The 16,082-nt window shown below is 74.7% G+C and carries 15 protein-coding genes; 12 read left to right on the top strand and 3 right to left on the bottom strand.

The window, feature by feature from the left end; translation table 11 throughout:
• Positions 1-16 precede the first annotated feature (16 nt).
• The 9 genes from H1226_RS10020 to mftE are packed head-to-tail and all read left to right on the top strand — an operon-like array spanning position 17 to position 10,162.
• On the top strand, positions 17-1,951 hold the full coding sequence (locus tag H1226_RS10020) for a mycofactocin system FadH/OYE family oxidoreductase 1 (RefSeq protein WP_258348640.1): 1,935 nt from the start codon (positions 17-19) through the stop codon (positions 1,949-1,951).
• On the top strand, positions 1,948-3,912 hold the full coding sequence (locus H1226_RS10015; protein WP_258348639.1) for a mycofactocin system FadH/OYE family oxidoreductase 2: 1,965 nt from the start codon (positions 1,948-1,950) through the stop codon (positions 3,910-3,912). Before H1226_RS10020 ends, H1226_RS10015 begins: the two co-directional genes overlap by 4 nt.
• Complete coding sequence (locus H1226_RS10010) at positions 3,909-4,847, top strand: mycofactocin-associated electron transfer flavoprotein alpha subunit (protein ID WP_258348636.1); 939 nt, start codon at positions 3,909-3,911, stop codon at positions 4,845-4,847. The genes H1226_RS10015 and H1226_RS10010 overlap by 4 nt, the downstream gene beginning before the upstream one ends.
• Positions 4,840-6,198 (top strand): FAD-dependent oxidoreductase, encoded by a 1,359-nt coding sequence (locus H1226_RS10005; RefSeq protein ID WP_258348635.1) that lies wholly within the window; start codon positions 4,840-4,842, stop codon positions 6,196-6,198. Before H1226_RS10010 ends, H1226_RS10005 begins: the two co-directional genes overlap by 8 nt.
• 24 nt (positions 6,199-6,222) lie before the next feature.
• Positions 6,223-6,519 (top strand): ferredoxin family protein, encoded by a 297-nt coding sequence (locus H1226_RS10000; RefSeq protein WP_258348634.1) that lies wholly within the window; start codon positions 6,223-6,225, stop codon positions 6,517-6,519.
• Between the two features lie 5 nt (positions 6,520-6,524).
• On the top strand, positions 6,525-7,385 hold the full coding sequence (locus H1226_RS09995; RefSeq protein ID WP_258349386.1) for a mycofactocin-associated electron transfer flavoprotein beta subunit: 861 nt from the start codon (positions 6,525-6,527) through the stop codon (positions 7,383-7,385).
• Positions 7,378-8,163, top strand: a complete 786-nt coding sequence (locus tag H1226_RS09990; protein WP_258348633.1) for a mycofactocin-coupled SDR family oxidoreductase — start codon at positions 7,378-7,380, stop codon at positions 8,161-8,163. Before H1226_RS09995 ends, H1226_RS09990 begins: the two co-directional genes overlap by 8 nt.
• Positions 8,160-9,494 (top strand): mycofactocin biosynthesis glycosyltransferase MftF, encoded by a 1,335-nt coding sequence (gene mftF, locus H1226_RS09985; RefSeq protein ID WP_258348632.1) that lies wholly within the window; start codon positions 8,160-8,162, stop codon positions 9,492-9,494. The genes H1226_RS09990 and mftF overlap by 4 nt, the downstream gene beginning before the upstream one ends.
• Complete coding sequence (gene mftE, locus H1226_RS09980; RefSeq protein ID WP_258348631.1) at positions 9,491-10,162, top strand: mycofactocin biosynthesis peptidyl-dipeptidase MftE; 672 nt, start codon at positions 9,491-9,493, stop codon at positions 10,160-10,162. Before mftF ends, mftE begins: the two co-directional genes overlap by 4 nt.
• Before the next feature lie 152 nt (positions 10,163-10,314).
• On the opposite strand, the gene H1226_RS09975 is transcribed toward mftE, so the two are convergent.
• A complete protein-coding gene (locus H1226_RS09975) occupies positions 10,315-10,473 on the bottom strand; it encodes a hypothetical protein (protein ID WP_258348630.1) in 159 nt (52 codons plus the stop codon).
• A gap of 100 nt (positions 10,474-10,573) precedes the next feature.
• Positions 10,574-11,941 (bottom strand): pyridoxal phosphate-dependent decarboxylase family protein, encoded by a 1,368-nt coding sequence (locus H1226_RS09970; RefSeq protein ID WP_258348629.1) that lies wholly within the window; start codon positions 11,939-11,941, stop codon positions 10,574-10,576.
• Between the two features lie 345 nt (positions 11,942-12,286).
• Here H1226_RS09970 and H1226_RS09965 point away from each other — a divergent pair, with 345 nt between their 5' ends.
• The 3 genes from H1226_RS09965 (at position 12,287) to H1226_RS09955 (ending at position 15,663) form a co-directional block, all read left to right on the top strand.
• Entirely contained in the window at positions 12,287-12,445 is a 159-nt protein-coding gene (locus H1226_RS09965) for a hypothetical protein (RefSeq protein ID WP_224977615.1), read from the top strand.
• Positions 12,446-12,581: 136 nt separating this feature from the next.
• Positions 12,582-14,390 carry an ABC transporter ATP-binding protein gene (locus H1226_RS09960; RefSeq protein ID WP_258348628.1) on the top strand — a complete coding sequence of 603 codons (1,809 nt, stop codon included), beginning with the start codon at positions 12,582-12,584 and terminating at the stop codon, positions 14,388-14,390.
• 52 nt (positions 14,391-14,442) lie between these two features.
• Positions 14,443-15,663 (top strand): FAD-dependent monooxygenase, encoded by a 1,221-nt coding sequence (locus tag H1226_RS09955; protein ID WP_258348621.1) that lies wholly within the window; start codon positions 14,443-14,445, stop codon positions 15,661-15,663.
• A 53-nt stretch (positions 15,664-15,716) separates the two neighbouring features.
• Here H1226_RS09955 and H1226_RS09950 read toward each other — a convergent pair whose 3' ends face one another.
• Positions 15,717-15,914, bottom strand: coding sequence for a DUF397 domain-containing protein (locus H1226_RS09950; RefSeq protein ID WP_258348620.1), 198 nt, complete (start codon positions 15,912-15,914; stop codon positions 15,717-15,719).
• Between the last annotated feature and the right edge of the window lie 168 nt (positions 15,915-16,082).

Below are 16,082 nucleotides of genomic sequence, written 5' to 3'. Positions count from 1 at the left end.
GGAAGGCTCCCACCACATGAGCGGATCTGCGGTCGGGCTCACCGAGCCGGTGCGGCTCGCCGGGCGCGCGGCGCCGTCCCGGGTGCTGTTCGGGCCGCACGAGACGAACCTCGGCGACGGGCGCGCGCTGTCCGGCGCCCACGCCGTCCACTACGCCGAGCGGGCCGCGGGCGGCGCCGGAGTCGTGGTCACCGAGGTCGCGAGCGCGCACGGCTCGGACTGGCCCTACGAGCGCGCCCCGCTGGCCGCCGAGTGCGGTCCGGGCTGGGCGGCGGTCGTGGCGGCCTGCCGTCCGCACGGGACGCTGGTGCTGGCGGGCCTCGGGCACGCGGGCTCGCAGGGTTCGTCGGCGCGGTCGCAGTCGGCGCTGTGGGCGCCGTCGCGGGTCGCGGACGTGGCGAGCCGGGAACTGCCGATGGCGGTGGAGAACCGCGAGATCCGTTCTCTCGTCGGGGGTTTCGCCACCGCCGCCCGGATCGCCGTCGAGTCCGATGTGGACGGTGTGGAGATCGGCGCCGGGCAGTTCTCGCTGCTGCGCCAGTTCTTGTCCGGCCTGACGAACCAGCGCGCCGACGAGTACGGCACCGACCGGTCCCGGCTGCTGCGGGAAGTGCTCGCCGCGGTGCGCGCCGAGCTCGGCGCCGGCCGGGTGCTGGGCCTGCGGCTGTCCTGCGACGAGCTCGCGCCGTGGGCCGGCATCACCCCGGAGCAGGGCGCCGAGCTCGCCGCCGCGCTCGCCCCCGAGGTGGACTACCTGGCCGTGGTGCGCGGTTCCGCGATGGGCACCGCCGCGACCACGCCCGACGCGCACGCGGAACCCGGGTTCAACCGCGAGCTGTGCCGCGCGGTGCGCGAGGCCGTGGCCGGGGCGGCTCCGGTGGTGTTGCAGGGGTCCGTGGTCGATCCGGCGCAGGCGCAGGCCGCGCTGGACGACGGGACGGCGGACCTGGTGGAGATGACGCGCGCGCAGCTCGCCGACCCGGCCCTGGTGCGGAAGGTCCGGGCGGGGCGCCGGATCCGGCCGTGCGCGCTCACCAACCAGCAGTGCCGGGTGCGCGACGACCGCAACCCGCTGGTGAGCTGCCTCGGCGAGCCGCGCACCGGGCACGAGACCACGGACCCGGCCCCGGACGGGAGCGGGAACGGACGACCGGTGCTGGTGGCCGGTGGCGGGCCTGCCGGGCTGGAGGCCGCGCGGGTGCTGGCGCTGCGCGGGCACCCGGTGCGGCTGGTGGAGCGCACCGACCGGCTCGGCGGGATGCTGGCGCTCGCGGCGCTGCTGCCCGGCCGGGCGCGGCTCGGCGCGCTGGTCGACTGGCTCGTCGCGGAAGTCCGGGAGCTCGGCGTCCCGATTACCACCGGCGCGGACGCCCGACCCGAACCGGGGGAATTCCTCGTCGCCGCAACGGGTTCCGCACCCGGGCCGCGGCACTACGCGAGCGCCGGACCGGTGCTGGAGGCCGCCGGCCTGCTGCGCGCGGTCCGCGACGAGCGGCTCGACGAGGTGCTGCCGGACGGCCCGGTCGCCGTGTTCGACCCGGTCGGCGACGCCACCGGGGTCGCGGTCGCCGAACTGCTCGCCGCCACCGGGCGGGAGGTCTCGATCATCAGCCAGGACCAGGTGATCGGCACCCAGCTGGCCCGCACCGGCGACCTGGCGGACGCGAACGCCCGGTTGCAGCGCGCCGGGGTGGTGCTCGCCAAGCGCAGCCTGCTGCGCGCGGTGCGGCCCGGCGAAGTGCGGCTGGCCGACGTGTTCACCGGCGCCGAACGGACCCTGCCCGCCGAGCTCGTCGTGCACTGCGGGCACCGGCTGCCCGACCCCGCTCCGCCGCCGGACTTCGGCACGACCGTCGGCGACCGGGTGGCGCCGCGCACCGCGCACGAGGCCATCCGGGAGGGGCGCCGCGCCGCGCTCGCCCTCTCCCGCGACCTGGCGGTGACGGCATGAGCGCCACCGGCCGCTACCGGCACCTGTTCCGGCCGCTGCGGCTCGGACCGGTCACCGTCGCGAACCGCATCGTGTTCTCCGCGCACCTGACGAACTACGCCGAGGGCGGGCTGCCGACCGAGCAGCACGCCGCCTACTACGCGGCGCGGGCCGCGGGCGGCGCCGGGCTGATCATCACCGAGGAGCACTCCACCCACCCCACCGACTGGCCGTACGAGAAACTGATCCACGGCTTCCACCCCGAGGTCGTGCCCGGCTACCGGCGGATCACCGAGGCGGTGCACGCGCACGGGGTGCCGATCTTCGCCCAGCTCAACCACAACGGCGGGCAGGCGTCCGGGATGTACTCGCGGCTGCCGGTGTGGGCGCCGTCGCCGGTGCCGGACCCGCTGTTCCGCGAAGTGCCGAAGGCCGTGGACCACGCCGAGATCGACGAGGTCGTCGCCGGGTACGCGACCGTGGCGCGGCACTGCCGGGACGGCGGCTTCGACGGCGTGGAGCTGCAGTGCTCGCACTCGTCGATCGTGCGCGGTTTCCTGTCCCCGGCGACGAACGCGCGCACCGACGAGTACGGCGGCGCGCTGCCGAACCGGGCGCGGCTGCTGCTGCGGCTGGTCGCGGCGGTGCGGGAGGTGATCGGCCCCGATCTGGCGCTGGGCGTGCGGTTGTGCGGCGACGAGCTCATCGACGGCGGCACCACCATCGACGAGACGGTGGCGGTGGCGCGGCTGGTCGAGGCGACCGGCGCCGTGGACTACGTGAACACCTCGATCGGGGTCGCCACCGCCACGCTGCACATGATCGAGGCGTCGATGAGCGTGCCGCCCGGCTACGCCCTGTTCATCCCGAGCGCGCTGCGCAAGGCGGTGGAGCTGCCGGTGGTCGGGGTGGGCCGGTTCAAGGACCCGGTGCAGGCCGACCGCGCGCTGGCCGACGGGCACGCGGACCTGATCGGCGTGGTGCGCGGCCAGATCGCCGACGCGGAATTCGCCGCCAAGGCGCGCTCCGGGCACGCCGCCGACATCCGCACCTGCCTGTCCTGCAACCAGGAGTGCGTGGGCCGGATGGGCCTGAACCGCTGGCTCGGCTGCATCGAGAACCCCCGCACCGGCAAGGAATCCGTGCCGCTGCCGTCACCTCGCGCCGCGAAGCGGGTCGTGGTCGTCGGCGGTGGTCCGGGCGGGTTGCAGGCCGCGGCGACGGCCGCGCAGCGCGGGCACCGGGTGACGCTGCTGGAGCGCCGCGCCACCACCGGCGGGCAGGTCGCGGTGGCGGCGAGCGTGCCGCAGCGCGCCGAATTCCTCGACGTGGTGCGGAATTCGCTCGCCGAGTGCCGCCGGTACGGCGTCGAGGTCCGCACCGGGGAGCACGCCACCGCCGAGTCGCTGCGCGCGCGGCGACCCGACGTGGTGGTCCTGGCGACGGGCGCGCGGCCGCAGCGCCCGCACTGGGCCGGCGACCTGGCGCGCGTGGTGGACGTGCGGGACGTGCTGGAGGGACGCGCGGCGCCGTCCGGGCAGGTGCTGGTGGTGGACGAGCTCGGGTTCCACCAGGCGAGCTCGGTGGCCGAGCTGCTCGCGGACCGGGGCTGCGCGGTGCGGATCAGCACCCCCGGGATGGTCGTCGGCCAGGACCTCGGCATCACGCTGGACCTGGAGTCGTTCGCGGTGCGCGCCGCCGCCAAGAGCATCGAGCAGACCACCGACGAGGTGGTGCTCGACGCCTCCGCCGCGGACGACGGCCGGGTGCGGGTGCAGCTGCTCAAGCACACCACCGGCGCGAGCGGCACGGAGGTGTTCGACTGGGTGGTGTGCGCGACGCACCAGGAGCCCGAAGAGGAGCTGTGGCTGGAGCTGTCCGCTTCCGGCGAGCTGCCCGTCCACCGGGTCGGTGACTGCGTGGCGCCGCGGCGGGCGCACGCGGCGGTGCTGGAAGGACATCGGGCGGCGGTGGCGCTGTGAAGGGGGACGTGGTCGCGGTGCTGTTCGTGCGGGACGGCGTGCCGCCGGTGGGCGGGGACGAGGCGGTCGCGGAGGCCGGTGGCGCCGCGGTGCTGGTCGGTTCCGGCTGCCGCCGGGCGGTCGCGGAGCTGCCGCCGCTGCGCCGGGCGTGGTGCGCGGAGACCGGGAACTTCGCGCCGGGCGCGTACGCCGCCGCGCTCGCGCCGTTGCTGGCGGAGGTGCCGCGGGTGGTGCTGCCGGGTTCGCCGGACGGCCGGGACCTCGCGCCCCGGCTGGCGGCCGCGCTGGACCGGCCGCTGCTGGCGGGGGCGACCCGCACCGACGCGACGGGCACGGACCTGGTGCGCTGGGACGGCAGGCTCACCGCGGCCGTCCGCACCCCGGTGCGCTGCGTGGTGTCGCTGGTGCCAGGGGTGCGCGGGGCGCTGCCTGCGGGCGGACTCCCCGATGTGTCCGATGTGGACGTTTCGCTCCCGCCGGTTCCGGACGCGGAGGTGCTGGAAGTGCTGGAACCGGATCCGGCGACCGCCGAGCTCGGCGAGGCGCGCCGGTTGCTCGGCGCCGGGGCGGGGCTCGCCCGCGGGGACCTGACCGGGCCGGAATCGGTGGCGCTGCTGGAGGAACTCGCCGCCGCCCTCGGTGCCTCCGTCGGAGCGACCCGCGTGGTCACCGACGCCGGCTGGGCCGCGCCCGAGCGGCAGATCGGCACCACCGGTGCCGTGGTGTCCCCCGAGCTGTACCTGGCCTTCGGGGTGTCCGGCGCCGCCCAGCACCTCGGCGGGCTCGACGCATCCGGGCACGTGGTGTCGGTGAACACCGACGCCAGCTGCCCCATGACCGCGATGGCCGATCTCGGCCTCGTCACCGACGCGCAACGGCTGCTCGCCGAACTGGTGCGCAGGCTCGCCCGGATCGAGGAGGAGCACCATGTCTGACCGGGGTGCCGGACCGTCCACCGCCGCCGTGCCGATACCGCGGCCGCAGCGCTACGACTTCGACGCCATCGTCGTCGGCGCCGGACCGGCCGGATCGGCCGCCGCGCTGGAACTGGCCCGCGCCGGGCGGAGCGTGGCGCTGCTGGAGCGCGGACCGTTCCCCGGTTCGAAGAACGTCTACGGCGGCGTCGTCTACGGACGCGTCCTCGACGGGCTGATCCCCGGCTGGCAGCAGGAGATGCCGGTGCAGCGGTGGGTGACCCGCAGGCAGACGATGGTGCTGTCCGGGGCGCGCTCGCTGACCGTCGACTTCCGCAACGAGAACTGGGGCCGGGCACCGCACAACGGCGCCACCACGCACCGCGCCGAGTTCGACCCGTGGCTCGCCGAGCACGCGCAGCGGGCCGGGGCGGTGCTGGTGCCGTCCACGGTGGTGGTGGCGCTGCTGCGGACCGCCGACGGCGCCGTGCACGGGGTGCGCACCGACCGGCCGGACGGCGACCTCACCGCGCGGGTCGTGCTGGCCTGCGACGGGGTGAACTCGTTCCTGGCGAAGCAGGCCGGTCTGCTCGGCGGCGACCAGGCCTCGCACACCACCCTCGGCGTGAAGGAGACGCTGGCGCTGCCGCGCGGGGTCATCGACGAGCGCTTCGGCGTCACCGGCAGCGGCGGCGTGGACGTGGAGATGCTCGGGTGCACCGGGAAGGTGCCCGGCGGCGGATTCCTCTACACCAACGCGGAATCGGTGAGCATCGGCCTCGTCCTCGGCCTGCGCGGGCTCGCGCGGGCGAAGGTGCGCCCGGAGCACCTGCTGGCCGAGCTGAAGCGGCACCCGTCGATCGCGCCGCTGGTGCGCGGCGGCGAACTCGTCGAGTACTCCGCGCACCTCATCCCCGAAGGCGGCTACCGGACGATGCCGCCGCTGATCGCCGACGGGCTGCTGCTGGCCGGAGACGCGGCCGGGATGTGCCTGGCGGCGGGGATCTGGCTGGAGGGCGTGAACTTCGCGCTCGGCTCCGGCATGTGCGCGGGCCGCGCCGCGGCCACCGCGCTCGCCACCGGCGACACCTCGGCGGCCGGTCTCGCCGGGTACCGCTCCGCGCTGCGGAGCTCCTTCGTGCTCGCCGACCACGAGCGACTGCGCGACGCGCCGGGGCTCGTGCTCTCCGAGCGGATGCAGCAGCGGTATCCCGGCCTGCTGTGCGACTTCGCCGAGTCCGTGTTCGCAGTGGACAACCCGCGGCCGAAACCCGGATTCCGCGCGTTGTTGCGCCGGGCCGCGAAGCGCAACGGGGTGCGGATGCGGGACCTCGCCAAGGACGCCCTCACCGGCTTGCGGACCTTCGGCTGATCGGACGGGAAGGAAGGGACGGCGATGGTCGATCCGTACCACGACATCTCCTTCGAAGAGCGGATGTCCCACGTGGACTTCCGGGTGTCCGGGAAACCGCACATCGCGGTGGACACCGAGGTGTGCCGTTCCTGCACGACCCGCGCGTGCGTGACCGCGTGCCCGGCGAACCTGTTCGTGCCCACCGACGACGGCGGCATCCTGTTCAACTACGAGCAGTGCTTCGAGTGCGGCACCTGCTACCAGGTGTGCGACGAGAGCGGCGCCATCACCTGGGAGTACCCGGCGGGCGGGCACGGCGTCGTGTTCCGGAAGGGGTGAGCGGGATGTTCGTGGTGGTGGCGCTGCGCTGGGTGGACGAGCGGGCCGAGGTGGATCCGCTGTCCGGCCGGGTGCGGACGTCGGACCGGTCCGCGGGCGCCTCCGCCGCGGACGCGGCGGCGCTGGAGCTGGGGCTGCGGCTGGCCGGGTCCACCGGCGGCCGGTGCGCGGCGGTGAGCCTCGCCCCGGCGGGCGCGGACGAGCTGCTGCGCGGGGCACTGGCCTCCGGCACGGACGAGGTGCTGCGGGTCGAACCGGCCGGGGAACCCGATCCGCGGGCCGCCGATTCCGGCGCGGGCACGGCGGTGGCGCTCGCCGCCGCGGTCCGCGAGCGGTTCGGCGCGCCCGACCTGGTGCTCACCGGGGACCACTCGCCGGACCGCGGGACCGGTGCCACCCCGGCGCTGCTGGCCGCCGAGTTCGGCTGCGCGCAGGCGCTCGGCCTGGTGTCCCTCGACACCGAACCCGCCGCCGACGGCCGGTTGCGGGCGCTGCGCAGGCTGGACCGGGGGCGCCGGGAGCGGCTGGCGGTGCCGCTGCCCGCCGTGTGCTCGGTGGAGGCCGCCGGGGTGCGCCCGCGCACCGCCGCGCTCCCCGCCGTGCTGGCGGCGCGTTCCGCCGAGGTTCCGGTCGTCGCGGCCCGGGCCGCCCCGGATCCGCCACCGCTCACCGCCGCGCACGGCTACCGGCCGCGAGCCAAGGAACTGCCCGCGCCCGCCGGGGCCGATCCGCTGCGGCGGCTGCGGGAGCTCACCGGCGCCGGGCAGCGGTCCGACCCGCCACGCGTGGTGGTCACCGACGACCCGGCGGAAGCCGCCGACGAGCTGCTGGCCTTCCTGCGCGCCGAGGGTTACCTCGATGGCTGAGCGGGTGGCGGTGGTGACCGGCGCGGCCCGCGGCATCGGGGCGGCGGTGGTGCGGCGGCTCGCCGGGCACGGCTGGCGGGTGGTGGCGGTGGACCGCTGCGCCGACGACCCCCGGGTGCCCTACCCGCTGGGCACCGCCGAGCAGCTGGCCGAGCTCGCCGCCGAGCACCCGGGCGCCGTGCTCGACGTGGCCGCCGACGTGCAGGACCCGCGGGCGCTGCGCGATGCGGTCGCCCTCGCCGAGCAGCGCTTCGGCGGCCTGGACGCCGCCGTCGCCGCCGCGGCGCTGATGGCGGGCGGGCGCCCGTTCTGGGAGGCCGACGAGTCCGAGTGGGCGGCGTCGTTCTCCGTCGGCGTGGACGGCACCGCGCACCTGGCGCGCGCCGCCGTGCCCGCGCTGCTGCGCCGTCCCGAGCCGCGGACCGGGCGGTTCGTGGCGCTGGCCTCCGCGGCCGCGCACACCGGGCTGTGGCGGCTCACCTCCTACAACGCGGCCAAGCACGCCGTGCTGGGGCTCGTGCGGGGGCTGGCGACCGACCTGCGCGGCACCGGGATCTGCGCCACCGCCGTCTCCCCCGGCTCGACGCGCACCGAGATGCTGCGGGCCACCGCCGAGATCTACGGTCTGTCCGATGTGGACGCTTTCGCGGAGCACCAGCTCATCGAACGGATCTTGGAGCCCGACGAGGTGGCGGCCGTGGTGGAGTTCCTGTGCTCGCCCGCTTCGTCCGCGATCACCGGCACCGCGGTGCACGCCGACGGCGGGTTCACCGCATGAGCGCACCGGTCCCCCCGGGCACGCGGCTGGTGCCGGACCCGTCGCTGCGGCGCGCCCGCGACGGGCAGGTGCTGCTGGGCGGCTCCCCGGTGCGGCTGCTGCGGGTGGGGGCGCGCGCCGCGCGGCTGGTCGACCGGTGGTTCGCGGGCGAACCGGTGCGGGAGGGCGGCGCGCTGGCGCGGCGGCTGCTGGACTCCGGGCTCGCCCACCCGGAGCCGCCCGCGGGCGTGCTGGGGCCCGCCGACGTGACGCTGGTGGTGCCGGTGAAGGACGATCCGGCCGGCCTGGCGCGGGTGCTGGCCGCGACCGCCGACCTGCCGCACCGGATCGTCGTCGACGACGGCTCGCGGGAGCCCGCCGCCGAGCTCCGGCATCCGGTCGCGCGCGGGCCCGCGGCCGCCCGCAACACCGGCTGGCGGCGGGCGCGCACCGAACTCGTCGCGTTCCTCGACGCCGACGTGCTGCCCGAACCGGGGTGGCTCGCGCCGCTGCTGCGCCAGTTCACCGATCCCGCCGTGCACGCGGTGGCGCCCCGCGTCCGCAGCGCCGCGGGCGGTGGGGCGATCACCTGCTACGAGGCCGACCGCGGCGGGCTCGACCTCGGGGCGCTGCCCGCGGGCGTACGGCCGATGAGCCGGGTCGGCTACGTGCCCAGCGCCGCGCTCGTGGTGCGCCGGGCCGCGCTGGCCGAGCTCGGCGGGTTCGACGAGGCGCTGCGGTTCGGCGAGGACGTGGACCTGGTGTGGCGGATCGTCGACTCCGGCGCGGTGGTGCGCTACGCGCCCGGGTCGGTGGTGCGGCACCGGCCGCGCAGCGGGTTGCAGTCCTGGCTGCGGCAACGCTTCGACTACGGCACCTCCGCCGCCCCGCTGGCCCGCCGCCACCCGGGCAGGCTCTGCTGCGCCCGGCTGTCGCCGTGGAGCGCGGCGTCCTGGGCGGCGCTGGTGGCGGGGCGGCCGGTGCTGGCCGCGGGGCTCGCGACGGGCAGCGCCGCCGTGCTGCCGCGGAAGCTGCGGGCGCACGGCGTGCCGGACCGGGAGGCGTGGCGGCTGGCGGTGCGCGGGCACCTCGGCGCGGGGCGGCTGCTGGCGGAGGCGGTGCGGCGCGCCTGGTTCCCGCTGGCCGCGGCCTCCCGGCGGACCCGGCCGGTGCTGCTGCTGGCGGTGCTGCCCTGCGCGTGGGAGACGTTGCGGGCCCGGCGCGGGCCGCGCTGGTTCGCGCTGCGGGTGCTCGACGACCTCGCCTACGGGTGCGGGGTGTGGGCCGGGTGCGCGCGGGAGCGGTCGGCGGCGCCGCTGCTGCCGCGGTTCACCGGGAGGACGACGCGATGAGCCTGCACGCGCTGCGCTGGACCGAACTCGACGACGCCGCGCGGGTGCTGGCGATCCCGCTCGGTGCCACCGAGCAGCACGGGCCGCACCTGCCGCTGCGCACCGACACCGCCATCGCCGAAGCGCTCTGCGCCCGGCTGGCCCGGCGGCTGCCGGAGGTCGTCGTCGGCCCGGCCGTGCCCTACGGCGCCAGCGGGGAGCACGCCGCCTTCCCCGGCACGCTCTCCATCGGGCACGAGGCGCTGTGGCTGCTGCTGGTGGAACTGGTGCGGTCCGCGGACCGGTTCACCGGGGTGGTGCTGGTGAACGGGCACGGCGGCAACCTGCCCACCGTGCACCGGGCCGCCGAGCAGCTGCGCGGCGAGGGCAGGCGCGTGCTGGCGTGGTGCCCGGACGGGCCGGCCGACGACAGCCACGCCGGACGCACCGAGACCTCCGCGATGCTGCACCTGCACCCGGCCGAGGTCACCCTCCCGGACGCCGCCGCGGGCAACATCGAACCGCTGCCCCGGCTCATCGACCGGCTGCGCGCCGGTGGCGTCCGCGCCGTGAGCCCCAACGGCGTCCTAGGCGACCCGGCGGGCGCGACCGCCGCCGAGGGCGCGGTCCTCCTCGCCCGGTGGACCGAGGCCCTCACCACCGCGGTGACCCGCTGGCTGACCGGCTGAGCCCTCCGCTCGTCCGGACCGCCGGATGGACGTGCCACCCGGGCCGGCCCGACAGGTCGACGCCCACCCGCCCGGCGTGCGCGGGCTGGTGGGCGTCGACTCGTGGAGATCGTCCGGTGAGCGGGCCGCCCGCTCGGAGCGGCCCACCCGGATCAGCGCGGTGCGGGGACGGTGCGGCCGCGCCGGGGTTCGGGGTTCCCGCCGTGCAGGAAGCGGTGGCGGGCGTCGGCGATCCGGCGGGACTCGTCCCACATGGTGTGCAGGAATTCCGGGCGAACCCTCCTGGCGCGGACAGACGAACGAGTGGACATGGGACCCCCGGTTTCGATCAACGTGGCACGGTGCGGCGCCCGTCCGGTCACCCGGCGAGCGCCCCACCCGGGTGCCCGGTCACCCGGCGGAGCAAACCGCTCACTCCGCGGCGCGCCGGGCGAGCGCCTCCAGATCGGTGTGGCAGCGGCGGATCCAGTGCTCGTGCTCCGGTTTCAGCAGCACGCTGCGCAGCACCCGCGCGGTCGGCACGTCGGCGCGCAGCCGGTGGCCGCGCCGCGCCAGGTCGGCCGCGGTGACCTCCATCGCCGCCAAGTGCACGGCTTCGCCGGGCTCGGCGCGCATCCCGCCGTGCAGCACCCGCTGGGTGCGCTCGTCCAGCGCCGCCATGCCGGGCGCGGCGGGCACGATGCCGAGCACGTCGAGCTCCGGCCGCTGGTACGCGGACAGCACCGCCGAGTCCGCCAGCAGCTCCGCCCAGCCCAGCGCGGCCCGCCTGCCCGCGCGCAGCACCCGGCCGAGGCCGTCCGGCGTGGGCGGCAGCACCCGCAGCGTCAGCCACAGCGCGGCAGCGGCGGCCCCGGATCGGGAGCATTCCAGGGAGATCTCGCCCAGGTGCGGTTCCGCCGAGGTGAAGTACGTCCACGGCGACTCGTGCCGGTAGTACCGCTCCACCGCGGGGTCCGCGAACAGCACCGCCCCGCACCCGTAGGGCTGCAGGCCGTGCTTGTGCGGGTCCACTACCACCGAGTCGCACTCGGCGATGGCGCGGAACGGCGCGGCCGCCACCCCGTCCGGCGCGTCATCGGCGATGAGCGCGAAGAACCCGCCGCAGGCCGCGTCGACGTGGATCCGGAAGTCGTGCCGCCGCCGCAGCTCCAGCACCTCGTGGATCGGATCGACGGCACCGAGCCCGGTGGTCCCGGCGGTGAGCACCACGGTCCCGACGTCCTGCTCCCCCAGCAGCGAATCCAGCGCCGCCACGTCGATCCGCCCTACCGCGTCCACCGGGATCGGCACCGAGCGCACGCCCAGCAGATGGCACATCCGGGCGTGCGTGTAGTGCGCGTCCGCGCTGTGCGCGATGGCCGCTCCGGGCCGGGTTTCCCTTGCCACGTAGAGGGATTCGAGATTCGCGATGGTGCCGCTGCCGGTGAGGTGGCCCAGCGCGCCCGGCATCCCCAGCATCGCCGCGAGCCGGTCCACCGCCTCCCGCTCCAGCCCGGTGGTGGCCGGTCCGCCGTCGAGCGCGTGGTTGTTCGGGTTCAGCAGCATCGCCGCCAAGTAGCCGACGACGGCCGCCGGGTGCGGCGGCTTGATCAGCTGTCCGAGGTAGCGGGGGTGGTGGAACGGGTAGGTGCCGCGCAACCGGTCGAGCAGTTCGGCGAACGCGGGGCCGAACTCCTCGTCGGGCACGACGGCGTCCGGGTGCGGCGCGAACTCGCCGAATGCCCGTTGCCACGCACCGATCTCGGCCACCGCCCGGTCCGCCCACGCGCGCAGGTCCATCCGCTCCTCCTCGTGTCCGGCGCCCCCACAAGGAACCACGCGCGAGCGGGTGCGGCCAGCACCGCGGGAAAGCAGAACCCGTTGGTTCAGCGGGAAATCAGGGTCGATAGTCCTCTGTGCAAGCTCGGTGACATGGCGTTTACTCGTTGTCAGGTCGGGTTGTTCCGCCACATGGGGGGCACCTACCTTTCGGAAAGCCACTGGAGGAGTGCGCCGATCTCCGGGCCCGGCCCGGGCGGCATCACCAGCGGTCCGATGTCCAACGACGACACCGACCGACGAGCGGAATGTCGACGATGACGTTCTTCTCCGGGGGAAGTCGGCAATACGGAAAGGTGCATGGCGATGGGCAAAGGCAGCAGCGTTTTCGTGTACGTGAACAACAACCGCCGCCGCAAGCACGGCTGGGGCAACGGCTGGGGCCACGGCTGGGGCTGGGGCCACGGCTGGGGCTGGGGCCACGGTTGGGGACACGGCTGGGGCCACGGCTGCGGCTGCAAGTAACAGCTTGGCTCAACGTCCGGGTGACGCCCGCACCTTCCCTGGTGCGGGCGTCACGCCCGTCGGCAACAGGGGGTAAGTCGTGCGGGGACCGATTCGGTGGTTGTTCGACCCACCGGTCGCCGAAGAGGCGGGTTTGGTGGAGACCGCGCCATCGATCGGGGTGCGGGAGGTGTTCCGGCGGTTCTGGCCGGACGCGCGACCGTTCCGCTGGTACATGGTGCTCAGCTTGGGGTTGGTGCTGGTGTCGCCGCTGCTGGACGCGGCGGCGATCTGGTTGTTCAAGGTCCTCATCGACGACGTGCTGACGCCGCGGGACTTCTCGCTGTTCCCGCTGGTGGCCGTCGCGTACGCGGGGATCACGATCGTGATGGGCGTCGTCGGGTTCGGCGAGAGCTACCTGACGGTGTGGATCGGTGAGCACTTCCTGAACCGCTTGCGGATCCGGGTGTTCACCCACCTGCACACGTTGTCGGTGGACTTCTTCGACCGGCGCAGGCTCGGCGACACGCTGAGCAGGCTCACCACCGACGTGGCCTCCATCGAGAGCCTGGTGCTGTCGGGCATCACGCAGACGGTGGCGTCGCTGGTGAAGATCGTGGTGTTCGCCGGGGTGCTGTTCTACCTGGACTGGCGGCTCACGGTGGTGGCGCTGCTGGTGGTGCCGCTGTTCCTGGCGGTGGCGCGGTTCTTCGCGATGCGCATCAAGTCGGCGTCCCGGGAGGTCGCCGGCCGCACCGGGTCGATCGGCACCGTCGCGGAGGAGAGCCTCGGCAACGCCCCGCTGATCCAGGCCTACGGCCGCGAGTCCGCGGAGGTGCGGCGGTTCACCCGGCAGAGCCGGTCCAGCCTGTCCGCGGAGCTGTCCGCGGCCCGCATCGGCGGCCTGTTCGAGCCGCTGGTGGACCTGCTGGAAGTGCTGGCGATCATGGCGATCGTCGGCGTCGGCATCTGGGAGCTGGCGTCCGGCCGGATCACCCTCGGCGGGCTGCTGGCGTTCCTGGTGTACCTGTCGCAGCTGTACTCGCCGGTGAGCAACCTCGGCCAGCTGTCGAACGTGATCTACGGGGCGGCGGCGAGCGCGGAACGCATCCTGGAGCTGTTCGACCAGCGCCCGCACGTGCCCGCCCCGCGGAACCCGAAGCGGCTGGACCGGGTGCGCGGTGCGGTGCGGCTGGACCGGGTCGGGTTCCACTACCCGGACACCGCCGACGAGGTGCTGCACGACGTGGACCTCACCGCGGAGCCCGGGGAACGCGTCGCCGTCGTCGGCGCCAGCGGCGCGGGGAAGTCGACGTTGACGAAGCTGCTGCTGCGGTTCTACGACCCGGACCGCGGCAGCATCTCGCTGGACGGCGCGGACCTGCGCGAGCTGGATCCGAAGGAGCTGCGCTCGCACATCGCGATCGTGCTGCAGGAGACGCTGCTGCTGGACGGCACGATCGAGGACAACATCCGCGCGGGCAAACCGGATGCGGACCGCGCGGAACTGGTGGACGCCGCGCGCGCCGCCGACGCGCACGACTTCATCGTCGCGCTGCCCGACGGCTACGAGACCCGCGTCGGCCAGCGCGGCCGGTTGCTCTCCGGCGGGCAGCGCCAGCGCATCGCGATCGCCCGCGCGATGATCCGGGACGCGCCGATCCTGCTGCTGGACGAGCCGACCGCGAGCCTGGACGCCGAGGCGGGGCAACGGATCCTCGGTCCGCTGAACCGGTTGATGGCGGGGCGGACCACGATCGTCATCTCGCACAACCTGCTCACCGTCACCGACGCGGACAAGATCCTCTACTTGGACCACGGGCGGGTCACCGGCCTCGGCACGCATTCGGAGCTGCTGGCGGGCAACAACGGCTACGCGCACCTGTACCACCTGCACCACCCGTCGGAGGAAGTGGTGCACGGCGCGCCCGCGCAGCGCAACGGCGGCACGCGGGAGCACACGTGACAGCGCAACGACAACCGGGCGGCACACCGCCGTCCTCGTCCAGGAGGTGCCCATGAAGATCACGTGCGTAGGTGCTGGACCGGCCGGGCTGTACTTCGCGATCTCCGCGAAGCTGCGCGACGCCGGGCACGACATCACCGTCATCGAGCGTGATCCGCCGGGCGCCACCTACGGGTGGGGCGTCGTGTACTGGGACAACCTGCTGGATCCGCTGTACGCCAACGATGCGGAGAGCGCGCAGCAGATCCGGTCCGCGTCCACGCTGTGGCAGGAGCAGCAGGTGGTGCTCGGCGGCACCGATTTCGGCTTCCTCGGCGGCTACGGGTTCAGCGTGAACCGGGCGACGCTGCTGGACGTGCTGGCCGAGCGCGCCACCGACCTGGGCGTGGACATCCGCTACGAGCACGACGTGCAGAGCCTCGACGAGCTCGCCGACAGCGATCTGATCATCGGCGCGGACGGAGCGGGCAGCAAGGTGCGCTCGCTGCACGAGGACGAGTTCGGCACCCGGGTGGAGACGGGCAACAACCCCTACATCTGGCTGGGCACGGACAAGGTCTTCGACCGGTTCACGTTCGCGTTCGAGCGGACCTCGGCGGGCTGGATCTGGTTCCACGCCTACCCGTCCAGCGCCGGCGTGAGCACCTGCATCGTGGAGACCACCGAGCAGACCTGGAAGGCGCTCGGCTTCGACGAGCGCAGCGACGAGGACGCCGTGCGGCTGCTGGAGAAGATCTTCGAGAAGCCCCTCGAAGGGCATTCGCTGATCAGCCGCTCCCGGGGCCAACCGGCGCGGTGGCAGCGGTTCACCCAGGTGCTCAACCGGAGCTGGCGCTACGAGAACGTGATGCTGCTCGGCGATGCCGCGCACACCACGCACTTCAGCATCGGTTCCGGCACCCGGCTGGCCATCATGGACGCGATGATCCTGGCGCAGAAGCTGCACGACCACGAGCACCTGGACACCGCGCTGCGCGACTTCGACCAGCAGGGCCGCAGCGCGCTGCGCCCGCTGCAGGCGGCCGGGCGCACCAGCATGGCCTGGTTCGAGCGGGCGGACCGCTATCTCGACCGGGAGGCGGTGGACGTGGCGTACGCGATGGCCGCGCGCGGCGGCGCCCAGTCGCCGTGGCAGTACCGGATGCACCAGGCGACGCAGGTTCCGGCCGTGCGCAAGGGAATGCGCTGGTACGACAACGGGCACCGCTGGTACCTGGCCTGCCGCCGCGGCGAAGCCCTCGGCAGCCGCCCGGAGAAGTCCACCTCTCGCTGACGCACCGCGGGTGAACGGCCCGTTCGTCCGATCCGCTCGGCCGAACGGGCCGTTCACCGTGCTTCAGCGGCGAGGCGACCCGACTTGAGCGCCGCCAGGAACTCCGACCACCGCGGTCGCGGCACGGCGAAGTACCCGGCGGCCCGGTCCTTCGTGTCCCGCACCGCGGCACCGCCCGCCGACCGCCCGACTTCGACGCAGTTGTCCGTGTTGACGCTGCGGCTGGACTTGCGCCAACCAAGTGCACTCACGACGCCTCCCGCTGGTCGAGGATGTCCGCGACGAGCCGGATCTCGCCTCACACGCCAAGTCCTCGATCGTAGCGACCGCACCGACACATGCGGACACATCGGCAAGTTCGTGCAAGAACTGCCCACCCTCCTGTTCTCGGGCCCGAAGAGTTCGCGACGACCGGGGTG

Origin of the sequence: Saccharopolyspora gregorii (assembly GCF_024734405.1) — a bacterium.
GTDB lineage: Bacteria > Actinomycetota > Actinomycetes > Mycobacteriales > Pseudonocardiaceae > Saccharopolyspora_C > Saccharopolyspora_C gregorii.
Note: the sequence above shows the minus strand (reverse complement) of the source record. Positions and strands in the feature narration are given on the sequence as shown.

Bases quoted from the DNA above. Each gene is read 5' to 3' on its own strand.
- H1226_RS10020 (WP_258348640.1), top strand. From the start codon at position 17: ATGAGCGGATCTGCGGTCGGGCTCACCGAGCCGGTGCGGCTCGCCGGG.
- H1226_RS10015 (WP_258348639.1), top strand. From the start codon at position 1,948: ATGAGCGCCACCGGCCGCTACCGGCACCTGTTCCGGCCGCTGCGGCTC.
- H1226_RS10005 (WP_258348635.1), top strand. From the start codon at position 4,840: ATGTCTGACCGGGGTGCCGGACCGTCCACCGCCGCCGTGCCGATACCG.
- H1226_RS10000 (WP_258348634.1), top strand. From the start codon at position 6,223: ATGGTCGATCCGTACCACGACATCTCCTTCGAAGAGCGGATGTCCCAC.
- H1226_RS09995 (WP_258349386.1), top strand. From the start codon at position 6,525: ATGTTCGTGGTGGTGGCGCTGCGCTGGGTGGACGAGCGGGCCGAGGTG.
- H1226_RS09990 (WP_258348633.1), top strand. From the start codon at position 7,378: ATGGCTGAGCGGGTGGCGGTGGTGACCGGCGCGGCCCGCGGCATCGGG.
- mftF (WP_258348632.1), top strand. From the start codon at position 8,160: ATGAGCGCACCGGTCCCCCCGGGCACGCGGCTGGTGCCGGACCCGTCG.
- mftE (WP_258348631.1), top strand. From the start codon at position 9,491: ATGAGCCTGCACGCGCTGCGCTGGACCGAACTCGACGACGCCGCGCGG.
- H1226_RS09975 (WP_258348630.1), bottom strand. From the start codon at position 10,473: ATGTCCACTCGTTCGTCTGTCCGCGCCAGGAGGGTTCGCCCGGAATTC.
- H1226_RS09970 (WP_258348629.1), bottom strand. From the start codon at position 11,941: ATGGACCTGCGCGCGTGGGCGGACCGGGCGGTGGCCGAGATCGGTGCG.
- H1226_RS09965 (WP_224977615.1), top strand. From the start codon at position 12,287: ATGGGCAAAGGCAGCAGCGTTTTCGTGTACGTGAACAACAACCGCCGC.
- H1226_RS09955 (WP_258348621.1), top strand. From the start codon at position 14,443: ATGAAGATCACGTGCGTAGGTGCTGGACCGGCCGGGCTGTACTTCGCG.